Origin of the sequence: Lacibacter luteus, assembly GCF_004118265.1 — a bacterium.
Taxonomy (GTDB): domain Bacteria; phylum Bacteroidota; class Bacteroidia; order Chitinophagales; family Chitinophagaceae; genus Lacibacter; species Lacibacter luteus.
The window spans coordinates 1-25,519 of record NZ_SDHW01000008.1 but is presented as its reverse complement, the minus strand read 5'-3'; the positions used below and the strand labels follow the sequence as shown (position 1 = coordinate 25,519).

Here is a 25,519-nt window from a genome sequence, read left to right as displayed (position 1 = left end):
TTTATGATCGGTAAGATTAATTCGCCTGCTTTAATATTTTTTCTACATATGTAATTCCATTGCTGTGCCATTGCAGGAGATAATGACCTGCGGGCAATGCAGGAAGTTTAGCCAGCTGAATACTGTTTGTGCCCTGTACAACTGTACGGACTGTTTGATACACTACTCTTCCGTATTGATCAACAAGACGAATATCTGCTACCCCACTCTTTGCAACGGTTGCGTTAATTTGAATAACCGCATTAAACGGATTGGGTGATACGGTTATTTTTTGTGATTGATTTTGCTGCAGTTTTACAACAGAGCTGTATGCAAAACTTCCATCTGCATCAACCATTTTTAACCGGTAGAAATAAACAGTAGCAGTAAGCGATGGATCTGCAAAACTGTAACGCATTTCAATTGCCGAATTTCCTGCTGCATTTACTTTACCAGCTGCAGCAAACGTTCGTCCATCAACACTACGCTCAATAACAAAGTGATCGGTATTTATTTCTGATGAAGTGCGCCACTGCAACTGTGCCTGGCCGTTAGCAAGATTACCTGAAAACGATAACAACTGTACCGGCAATGCCCCCATTACAATAACTGTAGCAGATGAGCTGGTTACACAGGCTGTACCCGAAAGTTTATCGGCACTGATGCTTACAGTATAAGTACCGGGGCTGTTAAAGGTTGTTGTTGTAAATGTTTCGGAGCCGTTATTTCCAAATTGCGATGTTGCATAGTTTGCTTCTGTTGTGGCATCGGCTACAATGTATAATGTTCCTGATTCTGTATTGGAAACTGTATATGTAACAGTTTGCCCAACTGCAATGGTTGATGATGTTGGCGATACAGATGGTGTTGACGGTGCCGAGCAACTTACAGTTGTTGTAGAAGCACATGCCCTGTTAAGCGTACCGCCGGTTGTTTGTGCTCCGGTGGTTAATACGCCGCCTGCATACAAAGGCGTTGCAACGTTTACAATAATCGTCCAGCTGCTTTGAACTGTTAATGCAACAGAACCAATCAGCCCGCCATCCTGGTATAAATAAACGGTTCCTGTAAAAGGACCGGGAATTGTACCGGATACCGTTGTATTTCCTTCAACATACGAACCTGTAATTGTTGGGCACACAGTTGTTGCAGTACGTGCAGTAGCAGTGGTAGAATTTGCACTTACTGCACAAGTGCCATTTTGTGCAGTTGCATAATAGCCTGTTGCATTCACCAATGCCGTTACCGTAACCGACCATGTTCCGTTTGCCTGTACAGTAGAAGTACCCTGCAACACGTTGGATGCATTGTATACTCTGATGGTTGTACCTGCTGGTTCGGATGAAGTGCCTGTAACTGTTGTTGCCAATGCTGTTAAATTACCCTGAGAATCGGTGTTAATAATTGGGGTGCTTGTAAAACATGTTACCGTTAAACTTGTTGCGTTACTGATACACTCGCCTGTTGTTTGTGAACGAACTGAAACAACATCGCCGGTTTTAAATGCCTGGTTGCTGAAGCTGTAAACGCCACCCGTTGCAGTTGTTGTACTTACAATAAATCCGTTTACCAATAACCGCACTGTTGTACCGGCTACTGCAGTACCGCTAACAGTTGAGCCTTCGTATAAAACTGTTTGTGTAATTGTTGGTGCTGCTGTTTGTGTTAATGTTAAGCAACTGAAAGCAGGTGCAGATTCGCACTTACCCGATTCAATTACTGTAATAACATAACTGGCATTCGTCATATCGTTCGGGCCGCCGGTACATGCAGCGTTCGGTCCACCGTTGTTGGTACTGTTGTATTCCCAAACTGTACCCGAAGGATCGGTTGTTTGGTTATAAGTGATTTTATTGGTAGTAGTTGCATCATCAGCTAATAAAACAAGATTGCCACCTGCAGCAATGGTATAAAGTTTTATACGGGCATTTGCAGGTTTTGTTCCCTGTATACCTTTGTTAGTGATACACGTAATAACTGTAGTTGTATTGGTTGAAATATTTGCAGGCACACAGCTTGTAACAGCCACACTGTTACTAACCAAACACATACTTTCTCCCGTAGCCTGCGCCTTAGCTGTTATTACATCGCCAGCCACAACTGAAGCAATAGTATAACTCCAGGCTACGCCACTTGTTGCCGATGTGGTACCGGCAAGTACGCCATTTTTATAAACAGAAATTGTAGCAGTAGAGGGTTTTGTTGCATCGAGCCGTGTCCATGATCCTGTGATATTGATATTTGAACCTGCAGCAATTCCACTGTTAACTGTTGGTGCTGCTGTACAAATTGGAGAAGGTCCTGAACCTCCGGATGTAACATCATTTAACGTAAAGCCTGGAGAGTTTTCGCCAAAATATTCCCATGCATCTGTTGTGTTGCTAAACTGCGAATCGTCCAAGCCATAAATATCCGAACGTGTTCCCTGAAATGCAGAACCGGGATTCGTGTTTGTTGAAATAACAATACGGATTGGAGTAGATCCTGTTATTCCCAATGCCGAGAGCGGAACAAAAAAATCGTAGAAATAATCTGCATCGCCCGATTCACGGCTTAATGCTACAGATATGAGTTGATTGGTAGTTAAAGAATACGTAGAGCTTGCTGTTGGATTAATGATTCCATCAACATTATAAATAGCAACACGACCATTCGATCCTGTTTCTAAAGCAATCTCTGTTTCAAAACCAGGGTTGCCGTTGCCGCTGTTTGTTGGTGCAACATAGTTTGGATCGGCAGACGAGCCTGTTGCACCGAGTTTATTGTCCGAATCAATTAAAATATTGTATGCCTTTGCGCCACTTACAATACCACCTATGCGTAAACGGAAAAGCAGGTTGGTTCCATCATTAAAAATATAACAACCACTGTTGTCAACTGTTTTTACAATGTCGGAATAACCGCCGGTCGGACCCGTTGCAAGATCACCTGTTGGCTCGGCCATAATTGGCTTAATGATCTTGTACAGGATTTCACTTTGGGTAATATCGTTGGTTGTGTAACCGGCTGTAGTTGCAGAGGTGTAATAATTCTGGTTAGGATTTAATACAACGGGGCCCGTACCTCCTGCAGGCCGAACTATAAGCCCTGGTGTTTGGGCATTAAGCGAAAATGAAAGCAAGGTTGCTATAACTGTTAAACAACCAAGCAGGCGATTGGATTGAATGATTTTCATAATAAAGGTTTACCTGGAATTTGGAATCTGTAAAAGTAAATGCCCCCCATTAGCCTGCTTGTAGTATATCATATTATATTTTTTACCTAATCTTTAAAGCTGCTTTAAAAAAAACTACTTATTTTCTGTTTGCATTTACAATGCCTTTCTTTAAAGGGAAAAGCTTTTTGAAACGTTTTTATACTAAACAAGCAAAAAACAATGAGCATTAAACCTAACCTGAAAGTAATTATAACAGGTGCTACCGGAATGGTAGGCGAAGGCGTATTACACGAATGCCTCAACAGCCCGGCTGTTGCCGAAGTATTGATCCTGGGTCGTAAAAGTTATGGGCTGTCGCATCCAAAGCTTAAAGAATTGCTGCACTCCAATTTTCATAACATCACATCCATTGCAGAACAGTTAACGGGTTACGACGCCTGTTTCTTTTGTGCAGGTGTTTCTTCTGTTGGAAAAAAAGAAGAAGAATTTTATCATCTTACGTATACATTAACCACACATGTTGCAACGGTACTTGCACAACAAAACCCGGCTATGACTTTCTGTTATGTTTCGGGCCGTGGTACCGACAGTAGTGAACAGGGCAAACTCATGTGGGCAAGAGTAAAAGGCAAAACAGAAAACGATCTCACCAAACTGCCGTTTGCACAAGTGTACAATTTCCGTCCCGGCGTTATTGAACCCGGCAAAGGCATGAAAAATACTGTGAAACTCTATAACTATTTAGGCTGGCTCTTACCTGTTATTAAACTGTTTCGTTTAGATGGCATTGTTACGTTAAAAGAAATAGGCAAAGCCATGATCAATGCAACAACAAAAGGTTACAAAAAATCAATACTGGAAGTGAAAGATATTAAGGAACTTGTTGCCCAATAAATTCGGCACATGAAAAAATCCGTTTTACTATTCAGCATTCTTTTCGTTTTTGTTCTTTCTTCATTTGCACAAACGCCTTTGCGTGTTATGACTTTTAACATCCGCTTAAACACATCATCAGACAGTTTAAATGCATGGCCTTACCGCAAAGACAAAGTAGCTTCGCAAATTCTTTTTCATCAAATTGATTTACTCGGCGTACAGGAAGCATTGCACGACCAGATGATCGATTTACAACAACGTTTACCACAATACAAATATATTGGTGGCGGAAGGGATGATGGTAAAACTAAGGGTGAGTATTCTGCTATTTTTTACGATACCACTAAACTGCAATTACTCAGCAACGATATGTTTTGGTTAAGCCAAACAACAAACGTTGCAGGAAGCAAAGGATGGGATGCTGCCATTACACGTATTGTTACATGGGCGAAATTCAAAGACAGAAAAACAAAAAAGATCTTCTTTGCATTCAATACACACTTCGATCATATTGGTAAAATTGCACGCAGAGAAAGTGCAAAGCTTGTTCTGGAGAAAGTAAAAGAAATTGCAGGCTCCACTCCTGCTGTAATTACCGGCGACTTTAATGCAGAACCAACAGACGAACCTATACAGGTGATCATTGATAAAAACAATCCGCTGCGATTGACCGACAGTAAAAAACTTTCGCAAACAGCACACTATGGACCAACAGGAACCTTTACCGGATTTCAAAGCAAAGAACGCAACGATCAACCCATCGATTATATTTTTCTCAAAGGCACCTGGAAGGTATTAACACACGCAACCATTTCGCAAACATGGGGAGGTCGTTTTGCAAGCGATCATTTTGCTGTAATGACAGAGCTGTTGGTAAAATAAATATCCAGATACCCGTCAAGAAGAAATAAAATTGTTGGTCCGGCAACCAATAATGTCGTGATGCTGTTGCTCGACTACAACAACATTACATTACATCAACTTAATAACACGTACAGGGCAGGCGGCTATCAACGATAGATTTACTTCTGCAGTTTCTTCACTCACAGTAAGCAACTGCACATCTTTTTTTGTTACAGCGTTCAGCAATGTTGCCTTACCATCTTTTTTACTCATGCGCCAATACAAAGGTTGCTGCTGGTAACAGATACCACAACCAATACATTTATTGCGATAATGAACCAGCTTAGGCATGCACTTCCTCCACAATTTTATACAGCTTATCGGTTGGCAATACAGGCGTTGCAACGGGCAGCGTAAGTTTATCGCCACGACCTGCAACAGTGGCCGCATTACCGTTTACAGTTAATGTATGCAATTGTTCCTTAATTGCTCCATGTCTTCGACCTGTAATTAATATCGTATCTCCTGCCTTAAGCGAACCTGTTTCAATGTTAAACTCTCCCACCCGAATCCTGGGATAATACTTACTTCCTTTGCCGAGATAAATTTTCTTTTCTGTTGCAGCAGAACCGGGCTTCCTCGTCCATTCACCTGTAGGGTAACCAAGATAATAGCCTTCCCAAAAACCACGGTTATACACTGTTGCCAGGTGTTGTTCCCATGCTGCAATTTTTTCTTGTGTGTAGGTTCCTTCTGCCACTGCATCAATCGCTTCACGGTAACATTGGGTTACTGTTTGTACATACTCTGCACCTTTGCTGCGACCTTCGATTTTTAATACATCCACACCTGCATCGATCAGTTGATCAATAACGCCGATTGTACAAAGATCTTTTGCTGATAAGATATATTCATTGTCGATGAGTAACTCCTCTCCTGTTTCTGCATCGGTTATTTTGTAAGGACACCGGCAGGTTTGTACACAGGCACCACGATTGGCTGATGCATTCTGTGCATGTAAACTCAAATAACATTTGCCCGACACCGCCATACACAACGCACCATGTACAAACACTTCTATCTTTAATAACTCACCCGATACGCCAAGGATATTCTTCCGTTCAATATCTCTTGTAATGGCTTTCATTTGCTGCAGCGTGAGTTCACGTGCAAGTACCACTACATCGCTCATCGTTGCAAAAAACTGAACAGCTTCACTGTTGCTTACATTGGCCTGCGTGGAAACATGCAGCGGAATATTTAATTCCCTGCACAATTGCATTACCGCAAAGTCAGCAGCAATTACAGCATCAATGTTCTGTTGCTTTACCTCATTCAAAATAACACGCAGCAGTTGCAGATCATGATCGTACATGACTGTATTGAGTGTGAGATAAGCTTTGATGTTGTTGGCATGACAAAGCCTTGCTACTTCTTTGATATCCTCAATGGTAAAACCTTCGCTGGAACGTGTACGCATGTTGAGTTGCTCCACACCAAAATAAATAGCATCAGCACCGGCATTGATGGCGGCCTGTATACAATCGAATGTTCCTGCAGGAGCCAGCAGTTCTACTTTCTTCTTCATTGACAAACAGTTTTTGTAAAAGCCGCAAAATTAAAAGCTGGGTAAGAAGGAAAAGAGAATGATAGGCTGATTGTGATCAGTATAATTCTGGTATTTTCTTACCTTGTACTTTGGTTTCGTTTCATCATCAATCAACACACACGCCATGAAGCGCAAAACTTTATTCGTTTTAGCCCTCCTTTTGTTTAGCCTTAGTTCATTTGCACAAAAAAACGATGAGGCGCTGCTCAGAAAACTGGAAGACAAGGAACGTGAAGCGATCTTGAAATCAGACACAACCGTTTTGGCTGAAGTGATGTCAAAAAAAATTGTGGTTCAGAATCCAGAAAATGCGATTGTTGGCTTCCAGCAGATCATGGAGAGAATAAGGCAAGGGAAGATCAACTATACCAGCTTTGAACGAAAAATCGAAAACATTTCTTTTGTAAATGGAATGGCCGTGGTGATGGGTTTAGAAACACTTATTCCGCAGGCTGGTTCACAAAATGCGGGCAAAACGGTAAAGAGAAGGTTTACTAATATCTGGACAAAAGAAAAGGGTGATTGGAAATTAACTGCAAGACAGGCAACGATTGTTTCAATTAACTGAAACCATATTTATTTCCCATTCTGCTTTCCACCCAGCATCGGTACAAACGAGAACTGTTCAAATACTTCTTCCGTATAAGAACCATCGGCCTGTTTGGTTAAACGTTTCATGCGTTGAATTTCTTCGCCTTCATCAACCGGTATCACCATCTTTCCACCTGTCTTCATTTGTTCAATAAGTTTCGGCGGTACAAACGGCGCAGCTGCTGTAATAATTACTTTATCAAACGGGGCAAACGTAGGCAAGCCTTCAAACCCATCGCCGTAAAAGAATTTAATGTTGAGGTATTTCTTTAAGAAAGGAAAGGATGCTTTATTAAAATCAAAAAGTTTTTTCTGGCGTTCAATGGTGTACACCTGTGCATTTAACTCAGCCAATACACATGCCTGGTAAGCACTGCCGGTGCCTATCTCCAATACTTTATCGTACGGCTTTATTTCCAACAGCTGACTTTGATAGGCTACTGTATACGGTTGCGAAATGGTTTGCCCTTCAGCAATGGGAAATGCACGGTCTTCGTATGCAATTTCATCAAAGGCGGTATCTAAAAAATAATGCCGGGGAATTGTATTGATAGCTTCCAGCACACGTTCGTCTGTAATTCCTTTTGTGCGGAGTAAGTCAACCAGTTTTTTGCGCAGACCCTTGTGGCGGTAAGTATCTTCAAATCGTCTCATAAAGCGGGTGCAAGATACAGATTCGAAACCGAAGAATTATTCTTTTACTGCATCACTTCCTACAGCGTCAACTATATCGTTTAGCTGCAATTGCTGCAGCGATTTAATTCGCCTGGTAATTTTTGTTACCCGGTAAACCAGCAGCAATCCAAACAAAATAAAAATATGTGAGCCTAGGAAGTAACCCACATTCTTACTCATTGCATCCTGATTGTAGTTTCTCTTAAACTCTCCCTCAATTAAACTGATAAGATCGAGTAAAAGATTAAGGCAAATTAAAAAGGAAGCTGTAACAAGGTAGATGGTTCTACGCCGTTGCAGCTTCCCTATTTTTTTATCATAATCGATCATATTGTATTACTTCAACTGCATATCCTTAATAATACCATCGATCTTATCATTCAACTGTTGATGTACTGCATCAAAGTTTTCCGCTTTATCGAGCGCTGCATTTACACTAAAGTAGAATTTGATTTTTGGCTCGGTACCGCTTGGTCGTGCAGAAATTTTACTGCCATCGGCCAATACAAACTGCAGCACATTCGATTTTGGTAAAGTGATGATCCACTCCTCACCTGTCTGCACATTCTTACCTTTCTGCAATTGGTAATCGAGCAACTGTACTACAGCCGAACCATTGATGACGGTTGGCGTATTGGTACGGTAACCTTCCATCATTGCTGCAATTTCTGCCTGTCCGTTCATGCCCTTCTTGGTAATAGAAATCAGGCTTTCTTTATAAAAACCATACTGCACATACAGGTCGATCATTTTCTGATACAGACTGCGGCCTTTATTTTTTTCATAAGCTGCCATTTCGCACAACAATGCAACCGCACTGATGGCATCTTTATCACGCAGCTGACTGCCGATCATCAAACCATAACTTTCTTCACCACCAACAATATAGTTTTCTGTTGCTTCTTTTTCCTTAATGAGTTCAGCAATCCATTTAAAACCGGTAAGTACATTGTAGCAGTTGATGTTACTTGCTTTGGCAATGGTATCGATCATTTCGGTGGTAACAATGGTTTTCACCACCATATCGTTCGGTTGATTGATGCCTTTTGCTTTGCGTGCTTCAATCATATAGTTGAAAGCAAGCACAGCTGTTTGGTTACCATTCATGAGCACCCAGTTACCGTTGTGATCTTTTACACCAATACCTACACGATCGCTGTCTGGGTCAGTACCCAATAAAATATCTGCGTCCAATGCTTTGGCTTTGTTCAAACCAATATTCATGGCTTCTGCTTCTTCCGGGTTGGGATACACTACTGTTGGGAAATTACCATTGGGTTCTTTCTGTTCATCAACAATAGTTACGTTGGTAAAACCAAAACGCTGCAACACTTCGGGTACGAGTGTAATACCTGTACCGTGGATGGATGTGTACACAATTTTGAGATCATGTTGTGCTTTACACACTTCAGGATATACGCTGAGGCTTTGCACCATCTGCATATACGCTTCATCGATAGCTCTTCCAATCAAGGTGATATTACTTTCACCACCACTCCATTTTACATCATCAACACCGGCAATTTTATCTACTTCGGTAATTACATTTTTATCGTGTGGTGGCACCAACTGTCCGCCATCATTCCAATAGGCTTTGTAACCGTTGTATTCTTTTGGATTGTGCGATGCTGTACAAACAACACCACCCTGGCAACCCAAATGACGGATAGCAAAACTCAACTCCGGTGTGGGACGTAATGCTTCAAACAAAAACACTTTAATACCGTTTGCACCCATTACGTTTGCAACAATCTCAGCAAAGAGCCTGCTGTTATTACGGCTGTCGTGACCAACCACCACTTTTACATTGCCTTCGCCAAAACTTTTATTGAGATAATTTGCATAACCCTGTGTAGCCATACCCACCGTGTACTTGTTCATACGGTTGGTGCCAATACCCATAATACCACGTAAGCCGCCGGTACCAAACTCCAGGTTGCGGTAAAACGAATCAGCCAGCTCATCGGGATGATCCTGTTGCAGTTTTTTTATTTCATCTTTTACCGGTTGCTCGAAATTACCATCGAGCCACTTTTGCACATTGGCCTGAATCGTTGCTTGCATACAGTTTGTTTTTAGAGATTCAAATGTAGGATTTGGCAGCTAACAATCAAAAAGCAGCAATGATGATTTTGTATTGCTTTGAAAACGGTTGTTTGTATTGATGTGTATTTGCCGCAGCTTACGTATTTTGCAAGTGTTCACCCGCCGTTTATATATGAAGAAACTGATATTACTGTTTTTATTGGCTGCACTTTCGTTTCAGCAGCTGCCTGCGCAACAGTATTTTCTTCCACCAAGCGAGCAGTTTCGTCCCGATCGTTTTCGCAAAGTTGTGTTTACCGAATCGGCCATTTTTGTTCTAACATCCATCGGGCTTTATTTTCTCTGGTACAAAAAATATCCTGCAAGTAAATTTCATTTCCTTAACGATAACAGGGAATGGTTGCAGATGGATAAGATGGGGCATGCCACCACTGCTTACAATATTTCCACCATGCAACACGATCTGTTGCGTTGGAGCGGTGTAAAACCTAACCAGGCTATTCTTGGCAGTGCACTTACATCGCTTGCTTTTTTAAGTATTGTTGAGGTGATGGATGGGTTTAGCAGAGACTGGGGTTTTTCGGGTGGCGATATGGTTGCCAACCTCTCAGGTATTGGTTTATTTGCAGCACAGCAAAAAGGTTGGGGCCAACAGCGGATGGGTTTAAAATTTTCTGCAAGTTTTTCGCCCTATGCCATCTATAATCCCAAACAACTTGGTACAAAATGGGCCGAACGTTTAATGAAAGATTACAACGGGCAAACCTATTGGCTGAGTGTAAACCTGCGTTCGTTTATGAAAACCGAAAGTAACTTTCCCGTGTGGTTAAATGCAGCTGCAGGTATTGGTGCCGATGGAATGATTGGCGCAAGGCAAAACCCTTTTGAGATAAACGGCAAAGCAATACCTTCGTTTAAACGCAGCCGGCAGTTTTACCTGGCTGCCGATGCCGATCTGCATCGTATACGTTCGGCACAGGCTTTAAATGCGCCTTTGTTTTCATTACAATATTTTAAAATTCCGGCCCCTGCTATTGAATACAATACAAACAGGAAGCTTACATTAAAACCCATTCAGTTTTAGTATGCTTAACTTAATGTTATATGGAATGATTGCTTTGTTTATGTTTTTTTACCTGCTGAGAGCTTTGCTTATGGCGGGGTACGAACGGTTAAATGCAAAGCACGATAAAAACAGACCCGTTTCTTTTGGCAATCGTTTTCTTTCGATCGTGCTTAAACTAAAACCCCTGCTGCAATCGAGATTAAGGGCTGTAAGTATCGATCAAAAAAAGCATCTTGTATTTCAGCAAAAAGCAACTGTGTATTATTACCTGTTGTGGCTTACACTTTTTGCCATTCTTTTTCTTACTGCAAAAATTTATCTCAACGCTTTTTAATTACCAGTTAAACACAACCTGGTTATTAGGGTAATTGAGGCGATAGCTTTTCCGTTCGTTTTTGTTTTTGAAGTGAATGATGTTAAGCTGATCTTCCCTGTAGCTATACAATACATCGTTAAACACATTGGCCGATTTGAATGCTGCTACATTTTTTGCAAGCAGGTAAATCCATATTGCCTCCCCTTCTTCTTCAAAACCAAAAAATTCTAAAGCAAGCGTTTTATTATCGAGCTGAAGTTTTAAATGTTTTTGCAGATAACGTTGCAGCAGTTGTTCGTTCTCTTTCTTTTGCGCAGCATTTACAATATCAACCTTTTTATTAAACTCTCTTTTTAATGCTTCTTCCAGGTCGTCGGTGAAAATTTTACAGGCAATCTGCACTTCTTTTTCGGCAGGTTTGTATTCTATTTCCGTTACGCTCATGTAGTAAGGATGAAGGGAGAAAGCCGATAGCATCAAAAGACCACAGACCATAGACAACAGACCACGAACGGCGGACAATAGTCGACTGTCGACTGTTGACTGTCGACTCACCACTGACCACTCCCAACTCCCCACTCTCCACTTGCCTTCAACAAGCCGCTTATATAATACTGCCACCATTAACCGATTAAATTTTAAGGGTACAAACTTCTGCTTTATTTTCCAGCTTCAACCACCACTGCAGTAAAAAATGGAGGATTTTGGTTTTTATTTAAGGGAAGGCTTCTATCATATTACAGATTGGAAAGGGTACGATCATATCCTTTTTATCATGGCCCTCTGCCTGCCCTACTTTGCAAAAGACTGGAAAAAAATACTGGTACTTGTAACCGCTTTTACAATTGGTCATTCGGTTACGCTTGCATTAAGCGTATTTGACGCCATCCTTATTTCCAGTAAATGGATTGAGTTTTTGATACCGGTTACCATTTTGCTGACCTCACTGGGAAATATCCTGCAAAAAAAAGAAACCGTCCATCAGCCAAAGCTGCGTTATATTGCCGCTTTGTTGTTTGGCTGCATACATGGGCTTGGTTTCAGCAATTACCTGAAGAGCATGCTCGGCAAAAGCGAAACAATTGTTACGCAGTTACTGGCTTTCAATCTTGGTTTGGAAATTGGCCAGTTACTGATTGTTGCTGCAGTATTGTTAGTGGCATTTGTATTTATACAAGTGTTTAATGTGCTGCGCAGAGAGTGGATGTTATTTGTAACAGGTGGTATTGCAGCATTATCGCTTGTAATGGCACTGGATCGTATACCGTTTTAATAAGCATTGAGAAAAAATCTGAACTATGCATATTCGTTTTTTAATGGGTTGTTTATTGCTTACTGTGGTAAGCGTGGCGCAACCACCACAAAGTAATCCCGGCAGTAATCATGGCAACCGCTTTGAGCAACTGGGATATTTACTTCAAAGTCCGAATGAGTACCGTACCGCCAGTGGCGCACCCGGTCCAAAGTATTGGCAGCAAAAAGCCGATTACGACATCAGTGTTGAACTGGATGAAGCCAATCTTCGTTTAACCGGCACCGAAACCATTACGTATTTCAACAATTCACCCGATGCGTTGACTTACCTGTGGTTGCAGGTTGATGGTAACATTCATCACCCCGATCATGATTATCTCCGTAACGGCCGCAACCGTATGGAAGCAACCATGAGCAATGCACAATTGGTGAATCTTGAAAAATGGCGTTTAGCAAAAGAAACTGATCTTGGTGTAAAGATCACAAAGCTTACAGATGGTGCCGGCAACAGTTTAAAGTACACCATCAACCAAACCATGATGCGTGTTGATTTGCCAACAGCATTAAAGCCCGGACAGAAATTTGTTTTCAAGATCGATTGGAACTATAAAATTCCTGATCGTGGTGTTTGGGGCAGCCGTGGCGGTTATGAATACTTTGCTGAAGATGGCAACTCTGTATTTACCATGAGCCAGTTCTATCCACGTATGGCTGTGTACAGCGATTTCCAGGGTTGGCAGAACACACAGTTCAGCGGTGGTGCTGAGTTTGCATTAACCTTTGGCAACTTTAAAGTAAAGATGACCGTACCCGGTGATTTTGTTGTAGCTGCAACAGGCGAATGCCAGAACTACAATCAATTGCTTACACCTGCACAACAGCAACGTTGGAAACAGGCGCAAACTGCAAAAGACGTAGTGGAGGTTGTTACACTCGATGAAGCAAAGGCAAACGAAAAAGATAAATCAACCGATAAAAAAACATGGATCTACTCTGCAGAAAACGTTCGTGATTTTGCATGGGGTGCAAGCCGCAAGTTTATCTGGGATGCAATGCCAACTTATGTTGAAGGAAAGAAGATCATGAGCATGAGCTATTATCCAAAAGAAGCTTATGGTTTGTGGCGCAAGTATTCAACAAAGGTTACTGCACATACATTGAAAATTTATTCAAAACATACCATTCCTTATCCTTATCCGGTTGCGTTGTCTGTTGAAGCATCGCAAGGTATGGAATACCCGATGATCGCTTTCAACTATGGTCGTACAGAAAAAGATGGCACTTATAGTGAAGCAACAAAGTATGGAATGATTGGTGTGGTGATTCATGAAGTTGGTCATAACTTTTTCCCCATGATCGTTAACAGTGATGAACGCCAGTACTGGTGGATGGATGAAGGTTTGAATACGTTCACACAATTCTTAACTGAAGGTGAGTTTGATAACAACTATCCTTCACGTCGTGGACCTGCACATTTGATCACAGATTACATGAAGTTGCCGAAAGATCAGCTTGAACCAATTATGACCATGGGCGACAACGTTGCACAGGTTGGTTCGAACGCTTATGCAAAAGCAGCAACAGGTTTAAATATTTTACGTGAAACAGTAATGGGTCGTGAATTGTTTGATTATTCTTTCCGTGAATACGCACGCCGTTGGGCATTTAAACATCCAACACCTGCTGATCTCTTCCGCACTATGGAAGATGCAAGTGCTGTTGATCTTGATTGGTTCTGGAGAGGTTGGTACTACGGTACTGAGCCGGTAGATATTTCGCTCGACAGTGTACGTTGGTTTAAACTCAACGATGCATCAAATGCTGCTGCTTTCCAGCAAAAACAATTTGATGCAGTGCATAAACTTCGCAATAAAGATGACAAGAGCATTGTGTATGCAACTGATGCAGATACAAGCCTGCGTGATTACTACTATTTCAACCCGGATGCTGATGGCAAGTTTGCACAACAGCAACGTGAAGCAGCTATTCCTGTCGACAACGAAAACAAAAGCAAATGGGCCAATAAAAACTTTTACGAATTAAGCTTTACCAACAAAGGTGGTATGGTTATGCCTGTGATTGTTGAATGGACATTTAAAGATGGCAGCAAAGAAGTTGACCGTGTACCGGTAAGTGTTTGGAAACTCAACGAGCAGAAGTTTACGAAAGTGTTCATCAAGGATAAAGAAGTAGCAGCTATCCGTATAGATCCCATGCGTGAAACGGCTGATATTGATGAAAGCAATAACCTGTGGCCGGTGAAAGAAATGCCATCGAAGTTTACATTGTTCCGCCAGGGCGGTGGTCCTGCACGTGGAGCAAGTACAGGTGGTAATTCAATGCAGAGAGCACAGAATAAGAATTAAATACATTCTACCACAGAGAACACAGAGGTAACACAAAGGGCACGGAGAAAAACTCTGTGCCCTTTTTTTGTCATCCCGAGGCACGAGGGATCTGCCAGGCAATTGTATGTAGATGAACAGATCCCTCCTTCGTCGGGATGACAATTATTTTGAACTACACAAATACTTATCTTCAAACTATGAAACAACTAACCACTCTCCTCTTTTTTCTCTTTGTCTCTTTTCATCTCTTCGCTGGCAAAGTTGATACGATTACAGTGTTCAGCACCAGCATGCAGAAGGATATTAAATGTGTGGTGATTACACCGAAAAATTATAAAAAAAGCAAGGAACGTTTTCCAGTTGTATATCTCCTGCATGGTTACAGTGGCAATTATGCAGGATGGATCAAAGAAGCACCACAGCTTGCACAGAAAGTTGATGAGTTGCAGATGATCATCGTTTGTCCTGATGGAGGTTATTACAGCTGGTACTATGATAGCCCTGTTGATCCAAAGATGAAGTATGAAACTTTTGTAAGTAAAGAGCTGGTAACCCATATCGACAGCAATTACAAAACCATTGCTGATAAAAACAAAAGGGCCATCACTGGCTTAAGTATGGGCGGACATGGCGCACTCTATCTTGCGGTGCGTAACAAAGAAGTGTTTGGTCTTGCAGGTTCAATGGCAGGTGGTGTGGATATTCGTCCCTTTCCTAACAACTGGCAAATAAAACAAGTGCTGGGCGATATTACAACCAATAAAGAGAATTGGGATAACTATGCTGTGATTACACAGATAGAAACATTAAAGAATGGTGAATTAAAACTGCTCATCGATTGTGGATTAGGTGATTTCTTTTTAGAGGTGAATCGCAACCTTCATCAGAAGTTAATGCAAATGAAAATTGATCATGATTATACTGAACGTCCCGGTGTACACAATGGTGCCTATTGGGGAAGTGCAGTTGATTACCATTTGTTGTTTTTTAAGAAAGTGTTTGGGAAGTAATAGTTGCCTTCTTTCTTTTAACTTATAAACATCACTAAGCTAACATGATGATAGAAGATGAGATATTCGGAAAGCTTTCCCTCATAGAAGCATCTCAACATGAACAATCCTATTTATTAGGAGCAAAATTGTTTAGTCCATTAAATTATGAAGTTGAATACAACATATATACTGTCAACAAAATTGTTTCAAAAAATCAAAGAGAGTTTTTGATTGAAATTGAAAAGAGATATGCAGTATTAAAAAATCAAATTGAAAAATTCATCAATTCAGAAATTAAAAAAATAGATACTAAGAGCAAAAATTACACCCTGGAAAATGATTTAAAACTTTGCCTCATAAGTATTCCAGAAAGCATTGACCTTGAAGTTGAATGGTCAATCGAATATGCTTTAAACAAAGATTTTGCCTTTTTTACTGTTGAGTTTAAGGATTGGGAGCCATTTTGGCTCTCTATCTCAGCATGATCAAAAAATAAATAACCCGTTGTTGTATACCCTCACTTTTTACAGTACCCGAATGTGTAATTGACCACTCTCATCACACAGATTAATTTTAAACCTTAAATCTCTGTGATGAAACAACTACTCTGTCTGTTATTTTTTATACTCATACTTACATCCTGCAAGAAAAAAAATTGCCCTGCGCCTGAAGCTCCATCGATGGTTGGTTTCTGGGTTGGTAAGAAAAATACAAATACTGCTGCTTCAGGCACTTATCCAACCGTAGGCTTTGCATTATTATTCAGAAGTAACGGAACAGTAAGAGCGGTGAACTATCCCGACTCATCAACAGGTTTTAAAGGAGAAGGCACTTACCAGGTAACAGGTAATACCGTAACCGCTACTTATCTTTTTGCAGGCGCACCATTCGATGCACGTGAAAATATTACTGCAACCGTTAACAGCAGTTTTAGTTTTATGGAAGGAAATCGTACCGTGGGTAATCTTCCCGGTTCAGACAGAGGATTGATCATTTTATCGAAATAAATGCTCAGGGTGTTCAGTATGTTTAACACTCGGGCAATGCCAAAGAAATATTCACCGCTAAACCACCTTCAGCAGTTTCTTTATACTTGTGGTTCATATCCTGCGATGTATCCCACATCGTTTTTACAACAGCATCTAACGACACTTTTGCAAAATCGGGTGTGCTTTGTAATGCCAGTTGCGATGCGGTGATGGCTTTAATAGCACCCATCGTATTGCGTTCAATACAGGGCACCTGTACCAACCCTGCAATTGGGTCGCAGGTTAAACCCAAATGATGCTCCATTGCAATTTCACTTGCCATTAATACCTGCTTTTGTGTACCACCCATGCATTCCGTTAATGCAGCAGCAGCCATTGCACTCGAAACACCGATCTCCGCCTGGCAGCCACCCATTGCAGCAGAAATAGTTGCACCCTTCTTAAAGATGCTGCCTACTTCGGAAGCAGTTGCTAAAAAGCGAATGATCTTCTCTTCATCATGACCATTACAAAAACAAACATAGTACATCAACACAGCAGGAATAACACCGGCTGCACCATTGGTAGGTGCAGTAACCACTCTGCCGAACGAAGCGTTTTCTTCATTCACCGACAATGCAAAACAACTTACCCAATCGAGTGTGTATTTAAAATCGTTGCCCCCTTTACGAATCATTTCAATCCACTCAGCAAAATCTTTGTAAGCGGTTTGATGCAGTAATTTTTTGTTGAGGCCCGATGCACGGCGTTTTACATTTAATCCGCCCGGCAAGTAGCCTTCTGTATGGCAGCCTTTAAATATACATTCGTGCATTACACGCCAGATGTTAAGTATACCCTGCTTTGTTTCTTCTTCGCTGCGCCAGGCATTTTCATTCTCCATCACAACTTCGCTGATGCTCATACCTGTTTTCATACACCAGTGTAACAGGTCCTGTGCTGTATCAACCGGAAAAGGTAATTGCACCTGTGCTTTACCGGTAGTTGTTTCACCCTCCTTCACCACAAAACCTCCACCAATGGAATAATAGGTTTCGGCAACTGATTCTCCATTGCTGAACATTGCAAGAAATGTAACTGCATTGGGGTGAAAGGGCAAACTCTCACTCATTAAAAAGTCGATATCTTCTGTGGGATCAAAATCAATTTCGTGCCTGCCACCCAGTACCATTTTTTTCATGGCCGCAATATCATTGATCTTGCTGTCGATAGCGTTTACATCAAACGTAACCGGATCATCGCCACACAAACCCAATTCGATGGCTACGTCGGTTCCATGTCCCTTACCTGTTTTTGCAAGCGATCCGTATAACAACACACGCACCGATTGCACATTTTGTAATGGCTGCAACAGCTCAATTGATTGCACAAAACGTTGCGCTGCCCTCCATGGACCAAGTGTATGGCTGCTGGAAGGACCAACACCAATTTTAAACATATCAAAAACGGAAATAGGTTCGTAGCCCACGATCAATAGTTTTTACAAATGTAAGTAAACAAAAAAGCTCCCCGCTGTTTGCAGAGAGCTTTGTAAAACAAGTTTGCTTTTATCCGTTTATTGCAATCAGTTTCATTTCAAAAATCAATACTGCATTAGGCAATATGTAATAAAGCCCGGTGTTTGGGTTTTGCCAACCACTTGCACCATAACCTAATGATGGAGGAATAAACATACGGATAACACCACCCTCGCCCAGCAAAGGCAATGTTCTTCTCCAGCCTTCAATTAAATTTGAAATTTCGGGAAAAGTTGCAGGGCTTGCAGCAGTTGCCTGATCGAATACATTACCATTGCGGTAATAACCTTTGTAGGAAACAGTTACACTTGTACACAAACCTGCACGCTTACTGTTACCGGCTGTATCAATTACATAATACATACCGCTTCCATTCAATTCGGTTCTGGTTGTAATGCCCATTGAATCGAGATACTTTATCACCATCGCCTCTTCCGCATCCGATGCTACAGTAGAGCCTGCTGTTGCAGTACACTCGTTCTTATCCTTTTTTCCACAGGCACCAATTAAAACAGCGGCAATAACTACCGCAACCATCAACTTCAAGTTTAGTTTTTTCATATCTGTTTAATAAATAACGGTTCTTTATATTGTTGAATTAAGACAATTCGTTTTCGGTTATCGTTGCCTCCCTGGCCTGTTTTTCTTTCAGCTCATTGTAGCGCTGTTCGTTCAACTCCCATTTAAAACGCATACGGAAGATGGCATAAAAAACAATGATCAGTAGCACTGCAATTAAAATAACAGTAAGCTGCGAGCCCGATACGTAAGGCATGTTTTTATACCAGCCTCTGAACAATACACTCAGCAGTATGGGAAATCCAAACGCCAGTCCCAATGGTAAGCCAACCGATAATTGGGTGATGAGCTTTTTCTCCCGTTTATTGTTTGCTTCCCACCACGTAAGAAATTCTTTATCCTCCTGCGACAACATAACCCGATTTTGTGCAAATGTAGGTAAGTAAGAGCAGCAAGAGTTGTGCTTCCTTCCTATTTTGGCCATGAGTTAACGCTTGTTTTAATGAACTGTATGAGAAAACAAGGTTTTTAAGTAAGTTTGGAAAAAAATATCCGTGAAAATTCAGGAATTACTAGCCCAGTATTTATACAAAGAGAAGTCGCTCACCCTGCCAGGTTTAGGTCGTTTTGAACTCGACCCTTCCGTTATCTTAACCGATACAAAAGAACAGGTTTGGCCCGAGGGTGCTATTACATTTACCATGGACCGGCAAGCCCAGCTATCGGACGATCTGCTTACTTATCTTGTACAACAGACAGGCAAAATGAAGCCGTTGGCTTTGAGCGATCTTGAATCGTACATCAGCACCGGTGTGCAGCTCATCAATATCGGTAAACCTTTTTTAATAAAAGGAATCGGCTCTCTTTCAAAAAATCAAACAACACAATTACAGTTTGAACAGGGGAATCCTGTGCTGGAAAAAATTGATTCCATCAGCACCGACCATGTGCGTGACCGTACAATACTTCCGGATGATGAAAAAGAAATTGATTTTTCGCATGAAGCAAAAAAAAGTTCCAAAAAACCAATTTTAATTTTGGGGTTGATTGTTGCACTTGCTTTGGTTGGCTGGGCTGTTTGGTTAGCATTTCCTAAAAAGCAAGCCACTACAACCGAACAGGAAAATACAGAACAAACTGCAGCTGCTCTTGACACACCTGTCCTGGAGCAAGCCGATAGCTCAACAATGCTTAAAGATTCTGCACAGATAACCATTGCCCCACCTGCAACTATTGATACAAGTTCATTTAAGTTGATTGTTGAAACACTTTCTTCAAAAGCAAAAGCCGATGCAAGAATTGCTTTTCATAAATCAAGAGCACGTGAGTTGCAATTGGAAATGAAAGACAGTACACATTACCAGCTGATACTACATGTTGCAAGGCCATTAAGAGATACCGCATTTTTAAAAGATTCGCTGCAGAAGTTTTACGGCATTAAAGCAAAAGTTTATTAAGGAATGACGGCAGCAGCACAACGGATGGCAAGAACAACCTGGTACATCTATGCAATTGTTGCGCTGCTCGATCTGTTGTTCATTTGCTTTCATAAAGCAGAAGAACGCTGGTTGACCAAACCATTGCTGATGCCATTGTTGATGATTGGTTTTTACCTTTCATCTGCACAACGAAACAATGGGCTGTTCTTCCTCATTTTTGCAGCTTTGTTTTTTTCCTGGGGTGGTGATGTGTTGCTGCAAATGGAAGGCATGTTCATACCCGGACTTGTTTCGTTTTTACTGGCACATATTTTTTACATCATCTATTTTGTAAAAACAGGAAAAAACAAAAAAGGACTTGTTCAACAAAAGCCTTTGCTGGCAATACCTGTGTTGCTGTACATCCTGCTTTTTCTCTGGTTGCTCTTCCCCTATCTTGATGCGTTAAAAATTCCGGTAACGGTGTATGGCATTACCATCGGCAGTATGCTGTTACTGGCGTTAAATACAAAACAGAAGCTGCATACTAAAACAGCTTCGCTATTTATTACAGGTGCCTTGCTGTTTGTACTTTCTGATTCGGTGCTTGCCGTAAATCTTTTTGCTTACAAACATCTTGCATTGAGTTTAGTGGTGATGATCACTTATGCTGCTGCACAATATCTGATTGTGAAAGGAGCTATTGCCAATCAACATTCATAACATTTCAAGTTGCTCACTTGCGTAAAAAGAAAAAACAAAAACTGAAGGAGCAGCAATTCTGGAGCACGTTTGCGTATTTCAGTAGACCGCAGTTGCCCGACGCTGTTCCCACTGAACTTGACCGTGTGAACTTCCGCATTTGGGATAGTGTGACCGATGATGAAATTGAACTGATGATGACACATGTACGATCCATCAACATGCTTGACCTTGATGAAACAGAAATTACCAACTACAGTATTGAATTACTTACACAGCTCAGCTTTATTAAAGAACTCCGTTTAAAAGGATGTAACCAAATTGATGATACAGCTATCGCTCACATCAACAACATTAAAGGGCTTGAACTGTTGCACCTCGGCGGCACATCCATCAGCATCAACGGGCTGTTGCAACTGAATTCGGAGCATGCATTCAAAACATTATTGATAAGTGTTGATGAGCCGGAGAAGTACAACAATGAACTGAGCACGCTTGCACAACGTTTTGCTGATTGTCAGCTCATCGTGAATCACAAAGATTTTACGGTACCAAAAACTGATGACTGGTCTTTTGACCAATAAGTTAATTTATACAACTGCATTTTATCCATTCTTACCTTTAACGCATGACAAACGAATTGATGCGTGACATTACACGGTTACTTTCCATTGCTGATCTTGGCCTGCTCTATCACAACAACGAATTTGACAAAGAACGTTACGAAGAATTAAGAGCCATCTCCCTTCGCCTGTTAAGCTCCGTTAGTGAGCACACAGCAGATGAATTGCATGAACGCATACCCATTGCAAAAGATTACCCGACGGTAAAGGTTGACATACGTGGCTTGGTTTTATCGCCCGATAAAAAGATACTATTGGTAAAAGAATCAACCGATGGCAAATGGAGTTTGCCGGGCGGCTGGGCCGATGTGGGTTACAGTGCCAAAGAAACCATCATTAAAGAAATAAAAGAAGAAACAGGTTTGGATGCAGAAGTAAAGCATCTGCTGGCTGTGTTTGATAAAAACAAACACGATCATCCTGCAGAACCCTACTACGTGTTTAAACTGGCATTTTACTGCGAAGCTCTTTCAACAACATTGCAAAAAGGATTTGATGTATTAGATATCGGTTATTTCGCCATTAACGAATTGCCTGAACTTTCTACCAACCGCATTTTAAAAACACAGTTGGAATTGTTGTACAACAAAGTACTCAGTAATAATGTTGAATCTTATGTTGATTAAAAAAACAGGCAAGTAAAAAATCCCTCACCTGTTTTTAAACCAGCTATTAACTATCCTGATATTTACCTGCAACTAAAAATATTTAGTAGCACGAAGCGATAACGGTGCAGGATTATTCTTTAAGCCCGGACCTTGCCCGCCGGTCTGGAATGATTGAACCCATGCATTGTCTGCATCATATTCCGAAGAGCTCCAATAAAGATCGCCGGTAAAACCACCAATGGCTGCCCTGTTTACGTACAATTTATTCAGCTCATCTTTAGTTGGTAAAAACCAACCTAGATTAGAGTCTCGGTATTTAGGCAAACCAAATCTAGCCATAAAAGCGGCTAGTTCATTGAGGTGCTCATAGCTGCAGTAAGATTGTATATTGGTGCTGTTGTCATGACCGTAGCCAAGAGCTGTAGGAGTTGGTATAGCATAATCCGCCAGGCGAAAGCCCATACAACCCCAATAATGCGTAAAGGTGTCCAGTTTTTGAACCATCAAACCATGTGTTTCACCTGCAACATAGTTCCAGTCACCAGGTTGAGAAATATAAGCGATCGTTCCATCCTGGTAATCACCACCCACTTCCCAATCAAGACCATTACAGTTTTCATCTATTCCATTGCCACATATTTCTCTTGCGCCGGGGTTGATGGCTGCATTATTATCATTGCAATCACCTTGCTGTCCAACGCCGCAATTATTGTTGGGTACATATCCATCGCCATCCTGGTCGTCTAATCTTACATCGCCATGTGCCTGGTGATCGGGCCATGCAGAAACATTTATATTCATCGTCTTCCACGTATTCTTTTTAGAATCATAATGGCAGATATCAATTTTTGAAGAGGCTCCCCTGGCTGCAATAGAAGCACCGGTTTCCTCCTTCTGTTGTTCAGTAACCGTTTCTTTTTGACAGGCTGTTATGAGTAAGGGGGGTAATTCATAGTATATAAAATCAATACTCTCTCATTTTGTGCGAAAATGCACAGCCAGTGCGGGTTTCAGGCCATAATGCCGATTTGCCGAAAAAAAACGTAGCGTTCAATTTGCTTTAATTTCAGTTTAACTTTTTGCGGTTTTGATCCTCAATCAGGGTTATCCGGCCTTCGAGGTCAATAAGACGGTTATACATCTCTGCCGGTGGCCGCATTTGGCGAGAAATAAAGCCTACGCAGTACCAAATCTCCAGTATATCCTGCGGATCGCAGACGATTGTAGGGTAATCGTCCCGATGCTTGTAGTTATCTGATTTCAATATCAACTTACCATCTGTTTCAAGCCGGTTTAATACCCGCTTAACCACCACTCCATCGGTTTTTGTAACCACTACGTATATACGATCATCCCGTACATCCCGCAGCTGTTCTACATAAGAGCCGATTACATTATCTCCATCGTGCAACGTTGGATACATTGATGCTCCACCAACTTCAAATAGACGGTAAGTGCCATTGTTCATACCGGGTAATCTGTATGCAGGCAGTTTCTCAATGAATTTAGGATCAGAATACCCGTTCAGGTAGCCCGCCCTGGCTTTAACCGGCACCAATACCACATTCTCGTTACCCTGTGTATCAAGAGTGATCACTTTGGGCATTCCAAGGCTATAAACCTTACCGGTACCATCATCATTAAGCAGGTGTTGAGCTTCTTCCAAGTTGGCCTTTTTTGTGTTTAGGAGGACAGAAGGGAGGACATTTAGGTGTACATCATGCGTATTTTTTTGGCTTTTTTGAAATTCAGATAGGTGGACATTTTCTAAATCAACCTCTACTAACTGTGAAATGGTGCAGTTAAAATACTTTGCAACCTTCAATAAATCCTTAATTGTTGGATTTGATCTACCTAACTCCCAGTTATTGTATTGACTTCTCGTAAATCCAATACCAGCAGCGGTTTCGTGCTGTTTTTCTTCTCTCGAAGTACGTAGAAATTTCAAGTTTTTAGCCAAAAAATCCATGTTATCAACAGGTGTGAATAATAAAAAAAGCGTAAATATTTGGCTAATCCAAATATCTACACATATATTTGTTCCACTAAAGCGAACATTCAAGGTATGCAAAAAACAGTAAGTACACCAATAAAAAGAGATAGCGAAATAGCCACGAGGGTAAAAAAAATCGCTGAACTGACAGGATTTTCACGGAGGTATGTGTACATGGTTATTAACTCGGACAGGCACAACGAAGATGTAATGAGTCTTTATATGCAGTTGCAGGAAAAGGAAAACGCATTGCTGCTTGAAGTAAAAAAACTTGTACCCTTTAACTAAATAGCCATGAAGTTCATTGAATACAATAACGAAAATGTTCTTTTCATAGAATTAGTTGAGTGTATCAATTGTGGTATTAGTGAGGATACAATTAAAAAGGCTACACTCAGAAAAAGCCAATCGTGGCTTATTATTAAAGACCCAACAGATCGTCGTAAAACATTGGTAGGCTACGAAAAATTATCTCCCAAGAACAAGGAATTGATACAGGCAAAGTATGGTGATCCATACGGGTATGTTGTTAAGGCTCCTATTTTAGGAATGCTTAAAGTCAACGTAGAGGCAAGCCGCTTTTTTCTCGAATACAGATATGGCGGCTCCTCTTTACCTACTAAAACTGTAAAGAAATATACACGAGCTGCGCAGTGGCTTACTTTAATAAATGCAGCTGGTGATAAATCGCTGAAAATCATTAAAAGCCTTGGTATTAAAACCCCAGTATTTTTTCAGTTTGTTGGCGAGTTAATGCAGATTGAAAAGAAGAATGGAATGGTTGATAGTTATGATGGTAATGCACAGTTGCCGGGTGATTTTCCCACAACCTACCAAAACCTCCAACGCAAAGCAGCTCTTTATAAAGAACAAGGATATGCCATGCTTATTGATAAGATGTATGGTAATAAGCAGGCCGCAAAGGTTAACGATGAGGTAGCCGAAGCGCAATTGCTGGAGCTTATTGAAAACCCGATGCAATACGATGATGTGCTGGTTGCAGCGATGTACAATGTATGGGCAAGTAAAAATAATTATAAGATGATTGAGCCACCTACTGTTGGCGTGTGGCGCAGGAAGAGAGAATCCGAAATAACTATTGGTCGTTACGGCAACAGTGCTTTCAACGAAAAGTATATCCGTCAGGTAAAAGGGTTAAGGCCATCAGCACCATTGTTTTTGGTAGAACATGATGATAATAATCTCGACTTTCTATTTTCAGATGGCAATGGCAACGACTTTAACAGATATGTTGCTGTAACTGTTTCTGATTGTAAATACCACCCAAACTAACCCCCTTCCGCCATTTTAAATTGACCCCCTAAAAAAATCATCCAAAAACTGGTGGAGAGATGTTCTGAAGCTGTTAAAGAACTGGCTGTTTTTTGTTTATCAAAC

28 protein-coding genes are annotated in these 25,519 nt (G+C 41.1%); 16 read left to right on the top strand and 12 right to left on the bottom strand.

All coding sequences use genetic code 11. From position 1 onward, the window contains the following. Positions 1-16: 16 nt before the first annotated feature. A complete protein-coding gene (locus tag ESA94_RS19525) occupies positions 17-3,154 on the bottom strand; it encodes a T9SS type A sorting domain-containing protein (RefSeq protein WP_129132640.1) in 3,138 nt (1,045 codons plus the stop codon). 201 nt (positions 3,155-3,355) lie between these two features. Between ESA94_RS19525 and ESA94_RS19520 the strand changes: the two genes are divergently transcribed. Together ESA94_RS19520 and ESA94_RS19515 are read left to right on the top strand one after the other, a co-directional pair. Further along, positions 3,356-4,030 (top strand): NAD-dependent epimerase/dehydratase family protein, encoded by a 675-nt coding sequence (locus ESA94_RS19520; RefSeq protein ID WP_129132639.1) that lies wholly within the window; start codon positions 3,356-3,358, stop codon positions 4,028-4,030. Between the two features lie 9 nt (positions 4,031-4,039). Beyond that, entirely contained in the window at positions 4,040-4,894 is an 855-nt protein-coding gene (locus ESA94_RS19515) for an endonuclease/exonuclease/phosphatase family protein (protein WP_129132638.1), read from the top strand. A 90-nt stretch (positions 4,895-4,984) separates the two neighbouring features. Here the strand turns inward: ESA94_RS19515 and ESA94_RS19510 are convergent, their stop codons facing one another. Both ESA94_RS19510 and ESA94_RS19505 read right to left on the bottom strand, forming a co-directional pair. Continuing rightward, positions 4,985-5,206, bottom strand: a complete 222-nt coding sequence (locus ESA94_RS19510) for a ferredoxin (RefSeq protein WP_129132637.1) — start codon at positions 5,204-5,206, stop codon at positions 4,985-4,987. Continuing rightward, positions 5,199-6,443, bottom strand: coding sequence for a peptidase U32 family protein (locus ESA94_RS19505; RefSeq protein WP_240671108.1), 1,245 nt, complete (start codon positions 6,441-6,443; stop codon positions 5,199-5,201). Before ESA94_RS19505 ends, ESA94_RS19510 begins: the two co-directional genes overlap by 8 nt. Positions 6,444-6,588: 145 nt before the next feature. Here ESA94_RS19505 and ESA94_RS19500 point away from each other — a divergent pair, with 145 nt between their 5' ends. Further along, positions 6,589-7,032 carry a nuclear transport factor 2 family protein gene (locus ESA94_RS19500; RefSeq protein ID WP_129132635.1) on the top strand — a complete coding sequence of 148 codons (444 nt, stop codon included), beginning with the start codon at positions 6,589-6,591 and terminating at the stop codon, positions 7,030-7,032. 8 nt (positions 7,033-7,040) lie between these two features. Here ESA94_RS19500 and ESA94_RS19495 read toward each other — a convergent pair whose 3' ends face one another. The 3 genes from ESA94_RS19495 to ESA94_RS19485 are packed head-to-tail and all read right to left on the bottom strand — an operon-like array spanning position 7,041 to position 9,794. After that, entirely contained in the window at positions 7,041-7,709 is a 669-nt protein-coding gene (locus tag ESA94_RS19495) for a protein-L-isoaspartate(D-aspartate) O-methyltransferase (RefSeq protein WP_129132634.1), read from the bottom strand. A gap of 36 nt (positions 7,710-7,745) precedes the next feature. Beyond that, entirely contained in the window at positions 7,746-8,060 is a 315-nt protein-coding gene (locus ESA94_RS19490) for a hypothetical protein (protein WP_129132633.1), read from the bottom strand. Between the two features lie 6 nt (positions 8,061-8,066). Continuing rightward, the gene (locus ESA94_RS19485; RefSeq protein ID WP_129132632.1) at positions 8,067-9,794 is read right to left on the bottom strand and encodes a phospho-sugar mutase; all 1,728 of its coding nucleotides are present in this window, start codon (positions 9,792-9,794) and stop codon (positions 8,067-8,069) included. 154 nt (positions 9,795-9,948) lie between these two features. On the opposite strand from ESA94_RS19485, the gene ESA94_RS19480 reads away from it, so the two are divergent. Both ESA94_RS19480 and ESA94_RS19475 read left to right on the top strand, forming a co-directional pair. Then, complete coding sequence (locus ESA94_RS19480; protein WP_164972803.1) at positions 9,949-10,860, top strand: DUF2279 domain-containing protein; 912 nt, start codon at positions 9,949-9,951, stop codon at positions 10,858-10,860. Between the two features lies 1 nt (position 10,861). Next, positions 10,862-11,176, top strand: coding sequence for a hypothetical protein (locus ESA94_RS19475; protein WP_129132630.1), 315 nt, complete (start codon positions 10,862-10,864; stop codon positions 11,174-11,176). On the opposite strand, the gene ESA94_RS19470 is transcribed toward ESA94_RS19475, so the two are convergent. Further along, the gene (locus ESA94_RS19470; RefSeq protein ID WP_317127875.1) at positions 11,177-11,635 is read right to left on the bottom strand and encodes a DUF6702 family protein; all 459 of its coding nucleotides are present in this window, start codon (positions 11,633-11,635) and stop codon (positions 11,177-11,179) included. It abuts the gene before it with no gap. 217 nt (positions 11,636-11,852) lie between these two features. On the opposite strand from ESA94_RS19470, the gene ESA94_RS19465 reads away from it, so the two are divergent. From ESA94_RS19465 to ESA94_RS19445, 5 genes are all read left to right on the top strand, one after another. Beyond that, positions 11,853-12,431 (top strand): HupE/UreJ family protein, encoded by a 579-nt coding sequence (locus ESA94_RS19465; RefSeq protein WP_129132628.1) that lies wholly within the window; start codon positions 11,853-11,855, stop codon positions 12,429-12,431. Between the two features lie 25 nt (positions 12,432-12,456). Further along, positions 12,457-14,778 carry a M1 family metallopeptidase gene (locus ESA94_RS19460; RefSeq protein WP_129132627.1) on the top strand — a complete coding sequence of 774 codons (2,322 nt, stop codon included), beginning with the start codon at positions 12,457-12,459 and terminating at the stop codon, positions 14,776-14,778. A gap of 179 nt (positions 14,779-14,957) precedes the next feature. After that, positions 14,958-15,770, top strand: coding sequence for an alpha/beta hydrolase (locus tag ESA94_RS19455; protein WP_129132626.1), 813 nt, complete (start codon positions 14,958-14,960; stop codon positions 15,768-15,770). Between the two features lie 44 nt (positions 15,771-15,814). Further along, entirely contained in the window at positions 15,815-16,237 is a 423-nt protein-coding gene (locus ESA94_RS19450) for a hypothetical protein (RefSeq protein WP_129132625.1), read from the top strand. Positions 16,238-16,345: 108 nt separating this feature from the next. Then, positions 16,346-16,759, top strand: coding sequence for a hypothetical protein (locus ESA94_RS19445; protein WP_129132624.1), 414 nt, complete (start codon positions 16,346-16,348; stop codon positions 16,757-16,759). A 22-nt stretch (positions 16,760-16,781) separates the two neighbouring features. Here the strand turns inward: ESA94_RS19445 and ESA94_RS19440 are convergent, their stop codons facing one another. From ESA94_RS19440 to ESA94_RS19430, 3 genes are all read right to left on the bottom strand, one after another. Continuing rightward, the gene (locus ESA94_RS19440; protein WP_129132623.1) at positions 16,782-18,209 is read right to left on the bottom strand and encodes an L-serine ammonia-lyase; all 1,428 of its coding nucleotides are present in this window, start codon (positions 18,207-18,209) and stop codon (positions 16,782-16,784) included. A 79-nt stretch (positions 18,210-18,288) separates the two neighbouring features. Beyond that, positions 18,289-18,819 carry an FKBP-type peptidyl-prolyl cis-trans isomerase gene (locus tag ESA94_RS19435; RefSeq protein ID WP_129132622.1) on the bottom strand — a complete coding sequence of 177 codons (531 nt, stop codon included), beginning with the start codon at positions 18,817-18,819 and terminating at the stop codon, positions 18,289-18,291. Positions 18,820-18,856: 37 nt separating this feature from the next. After that, a complete protein-coding gene (locus ESA94_RS19430) occupies positions 18,857-19,192 on the bottom strand; it encodes a hypothetical protein (RefSeq protein WP_129132621.1) in 336 nt (111 codons plus the stop codon). Positions 19,193-19,331: 139 nt separating this feature from the next. On the opposite strand from ESA94_RS19430, the gene ESA94_RS19425 reads away from it, so the two are divergent. Genes ESA94_RS19425 through ESA94_RS19410 form a run of 4 tightly spaced genes read left to right on the top strand, consistent with a single transcriptional unit; the run spans position 19,332 to position 22,146 of the window. After that, complete coding sequence (locus ESA94_RS19425) at positions 19,332-20,234, top strand: hypothetical protein (RefSeq protein ID WP_129132620.1); 903 nt, start codon at positions 19,332-19,334, stop codon at positions 20,232-20,234. Between the two features lie 3 nt (positions 20,235-20,237). Next, complete coding sequence (locus ESA94_RS19420; protein ID WP_129132619.1) at positions 20,238-20,918, top strand: lysoplasmalogenase; 681 nt, start codon at positions 20,238-20,240, stop codon at positions 20,916-20,918. A 17-nt stretch (positions 20,919-20,935) separates the two neighbouring features. Continuing rightward, on the top strand, positions 20,936-21,481 hold the full coding sequence (locus tag ESA94_RS19415; RefSeq protein WP_129132618.1) for a hypothetical protein: 546 nt from the start codon (positions 20,936-20,938) through the stop codon (positions 21,479-21,481). Positions 21,482-21,525: 44 nt separating this feature from the next. Next, the gene (locus tag ESA94_RS19410) at positions 21,526-22,146 is read left to right on the top strand and encodes an NUDIX hydrolase (protein WP_129132617.1); all 621 of its coding nucleotides are present in this window, start codon (positions 21,526-21,528) and stop codon (positions 22,144-22,146) included. Between the two features lie 72 nt (positions 22,147-22,218). On the opposite strand, the gene ESA94_RS21630 is transcribed toward ESA94_RS19410, so the two are convergent. Further along, the gene (locus tag ESA94_RS21630) at positions 22,219-22,929 is read right to left on the bottom strand and encodes a MopE-related protein (RefSeq protein ID WP_205756022.1); all 711 of its coding nucleotides are present in this window, start codon (positions 22,927-22,929) and stop codon (positions 22,219-22,221) included. A 265-nt stretch (positions 22,930-23,194) separates the two neighbouring features. Then, the gene (locus ESA94_RS19400; protein WP_164972802.1) at positions 23,195-24,088 is read right to left on the bottom strand and encodes a LexA family transcriptional regulator; all 894 of its coding nucleotides are present in this window, start codon (positions 24,086-24,088) and stop codon (positions 23,195-23,197) included. A gap of 105 nt (positions 24,089-24,193) precedes the next feature. Here ESA94_RS19400 and ESA94_RS19395 point away from each other — a divergent pair, with 105 nt between their 5' ends. Then, complete coding sequence (locus tag ESA94_RS19395) at positions 24,194-24,409, top strand: hypothetical protein (RefSeq protein WP_129132615.1); 216 nt, start codon at positions 24,194-24,196, stop codon at positions 24,407-24,409. Between the two features lie 6 nt (positions 24,410-24,415). Further along, complete coding sequence (locus tag ESA94_RS19390) at positions 24,416-25,414, top strand: hypothetical protein (protein ID WP_129132614.1); 999 nt, start codon at positions 24,416-24,418, stop codon at positions 25,412-25,414. The last annotated feature ends 105 nt before the right edge of the window (positions 25,415-25,519 follow it).

What these genes read in the sequence shown, in the direction of transcription:
- ESA94_RS19525 (WP_129132640.1), bottom strand. Translation starts at nt 3,154, where the DNA reads ATGAAAATCATTCAATCCAATCGCCTGCTTGGTTGTTTAACAGTTATA.
- ESA94_RS19520 (WP_129132639.1), top strand. Translation starts at nt 3,356, where the DNA reads ATGAGCATTAAACCTAACCTGAAAGTAATTATAACAGGTGCTACCGGA.
- ESA94_RS19515 (WP_129132638.1), top strand. Translation starts at nt 4,040, where the DNA reads ATGAAAAAATCCGTTTTACTATTCAGCATTCTTTTCGTTTTTGTTCTT.
- ESA94_RS19510 (WP_129132637.1), bottom strand. Translation starts at nt 5,206, where the DNA reads ATGCCTAAGCTGGTTCATTATCGCAATAAATGTATTGGTTGTGGTATC.
- ESA94_RS19505 (WP_240671108.1), bottom strand. Translation starts at nt 6,443, where the DNA reads ATGAAGAAGAAAGTAGAACTGCTGGCTCCTGCAGGAACATTCGATTGT.
- ESA94_RS19500 (WP_129132635.1), top strand. Translation starts at nt 6,589, where the DNA reads ATGAAGCGCAAAACTTTATTCGTTTTAGCCCTCCTTTTGTTTAGCCTT.
- ESA94_RS19495 (WP_129132634.1), bottom strand. Translation starts at nt 7,709, where the DNA reads ATGAGACGATTTGAAGATACTTACCGCCACAAGGGTCTGCGCAAAAAA.
- ESA94_RS19490 (WP_129132633.1), bottom strand. Translation starts at nt 8,060, where the DNA reads ATGATCGATTATGATAAAAAAATAGGGAAGCTGCAACGGCGTAGAACC.
- ESA94_RS19485 (WP_129132632.1), bottom strand. Translation starts at nt 9,794, where the DNA reads ATGCAAGCAACGATTCAGGCCAATGTGCAAAAGTGGCTCGATGGTAAT.
- ESA94_RS19480 (WP_164972803.1), top strand. Translation starts at nt 9,949, where the DNA reads ATGAAGAAACTGATATTACTGTTTTTATTGGCTGCACTTTCGTTTCAG.
- ESA94_RS19475 (WP_129132630.1), top strand. Translation starts at nt 10,862, where the DNA reads ATGCTTAACTTAATGTTATATGGAATGATTGCTTTGTTTATGTTTTTT.
- ESA94_RS19470 (WP_317127875.1), bottom strand. Translation starts at nt 11,635, where the DNA reads ATGCTATCGGCTTTCTCCCTTCATCCTTACTACATGAGCGTAACGGAA.
- ESA94_RS19465 (WP_129132628.1), top strand. Translation starts at nt 11,853, where the DNA reads ATGGAGGATTTTGGTTTTTATTTAAGGGAAGGCTTCTATCATATTACA.
- ESA94_RS19460 (WP_129132627.1), top strand. Translation starts at nt 12,457, where the DNA reads ATGCATATTCGTTTTTTAATGGGTTGTTTATTGCTTACTGTGGTAAGC.
- ESA94_RS19455 (WP_129132626.1), top strand. Translation starts at nt 14,958, where the DNA reads ATGAAACAACTAACCACTCTCCTCTTTTTTCTCTTTGTCTCTTTTCAT.
- ESA94_RS19450 (WP_129132625.1), top strand. Translation starts at nt 15,815, where the DNA reads ATGATGATAGAAGATGAGATATTCGGAAAGCTTTCCCTCATAGAAGCA.
- ESA94_RS19445 (WP_129132624.1), top strand. Translation starts at nt 16,346, where the DNA reads ATGAAACAACTACTCTGTCTGTTATTTTTTATACTCATACTTACATCC.
- ESA94_RS19435 (WP_129132622.1), bottom strand. Translation starts at nt 18,819, where the DNA reads ATGAAAAAACTAAACTTGAAGTTGATGGTTGCGGTAGTTATTGCCGCT.
- ESA94_RS19430 (WP_129132621.1), bottom strand. Translation starts at nt 19,192, where the DNA reads ATGTTGTCGCAGGAGGATAAAGAATTTCTTACGTGGTGGGAAGCAAAC.
- ESA94_RS19420 (WP_129132619.1), top strand. Translation starts at nt 20,238, where the DNA reads ATGACGGCAGCAGCACAACGGATGGCAAGAACAACCTGGTACATCTAT.
- ESA94_RS19410 (WP_129132617.1), top strand. Translation starts at nt 21,526, where the DNA reads ATGACAAACGAATTGATGCGTGACATTACACGGTTACTTTCCATTGCT.
- ESA94_RS21630 (WP_205756022.1), bottom strand. Translation starts at nt 22,929, where the DNA reads ATGAATATAAATGTTTCTGCATGGCCCGATCACCAGGCACATGGCGAT.
- ESA94_RS19395 (WP_129132615.1), top strand. Translation starts at nt 24,194, where the DNA reads ATGCAAAAAACAGTAAGTACACCAATAAAAAGAGATAGCGAAATAGCC.
- ESA94_RS19390 (WP_129132614.1), top strand. Translation starts at nt 24,416, where the DNA reads ATGAAGTTCATTGAATACAATAACGAAAATGTTCTTTTCATAGAATTA.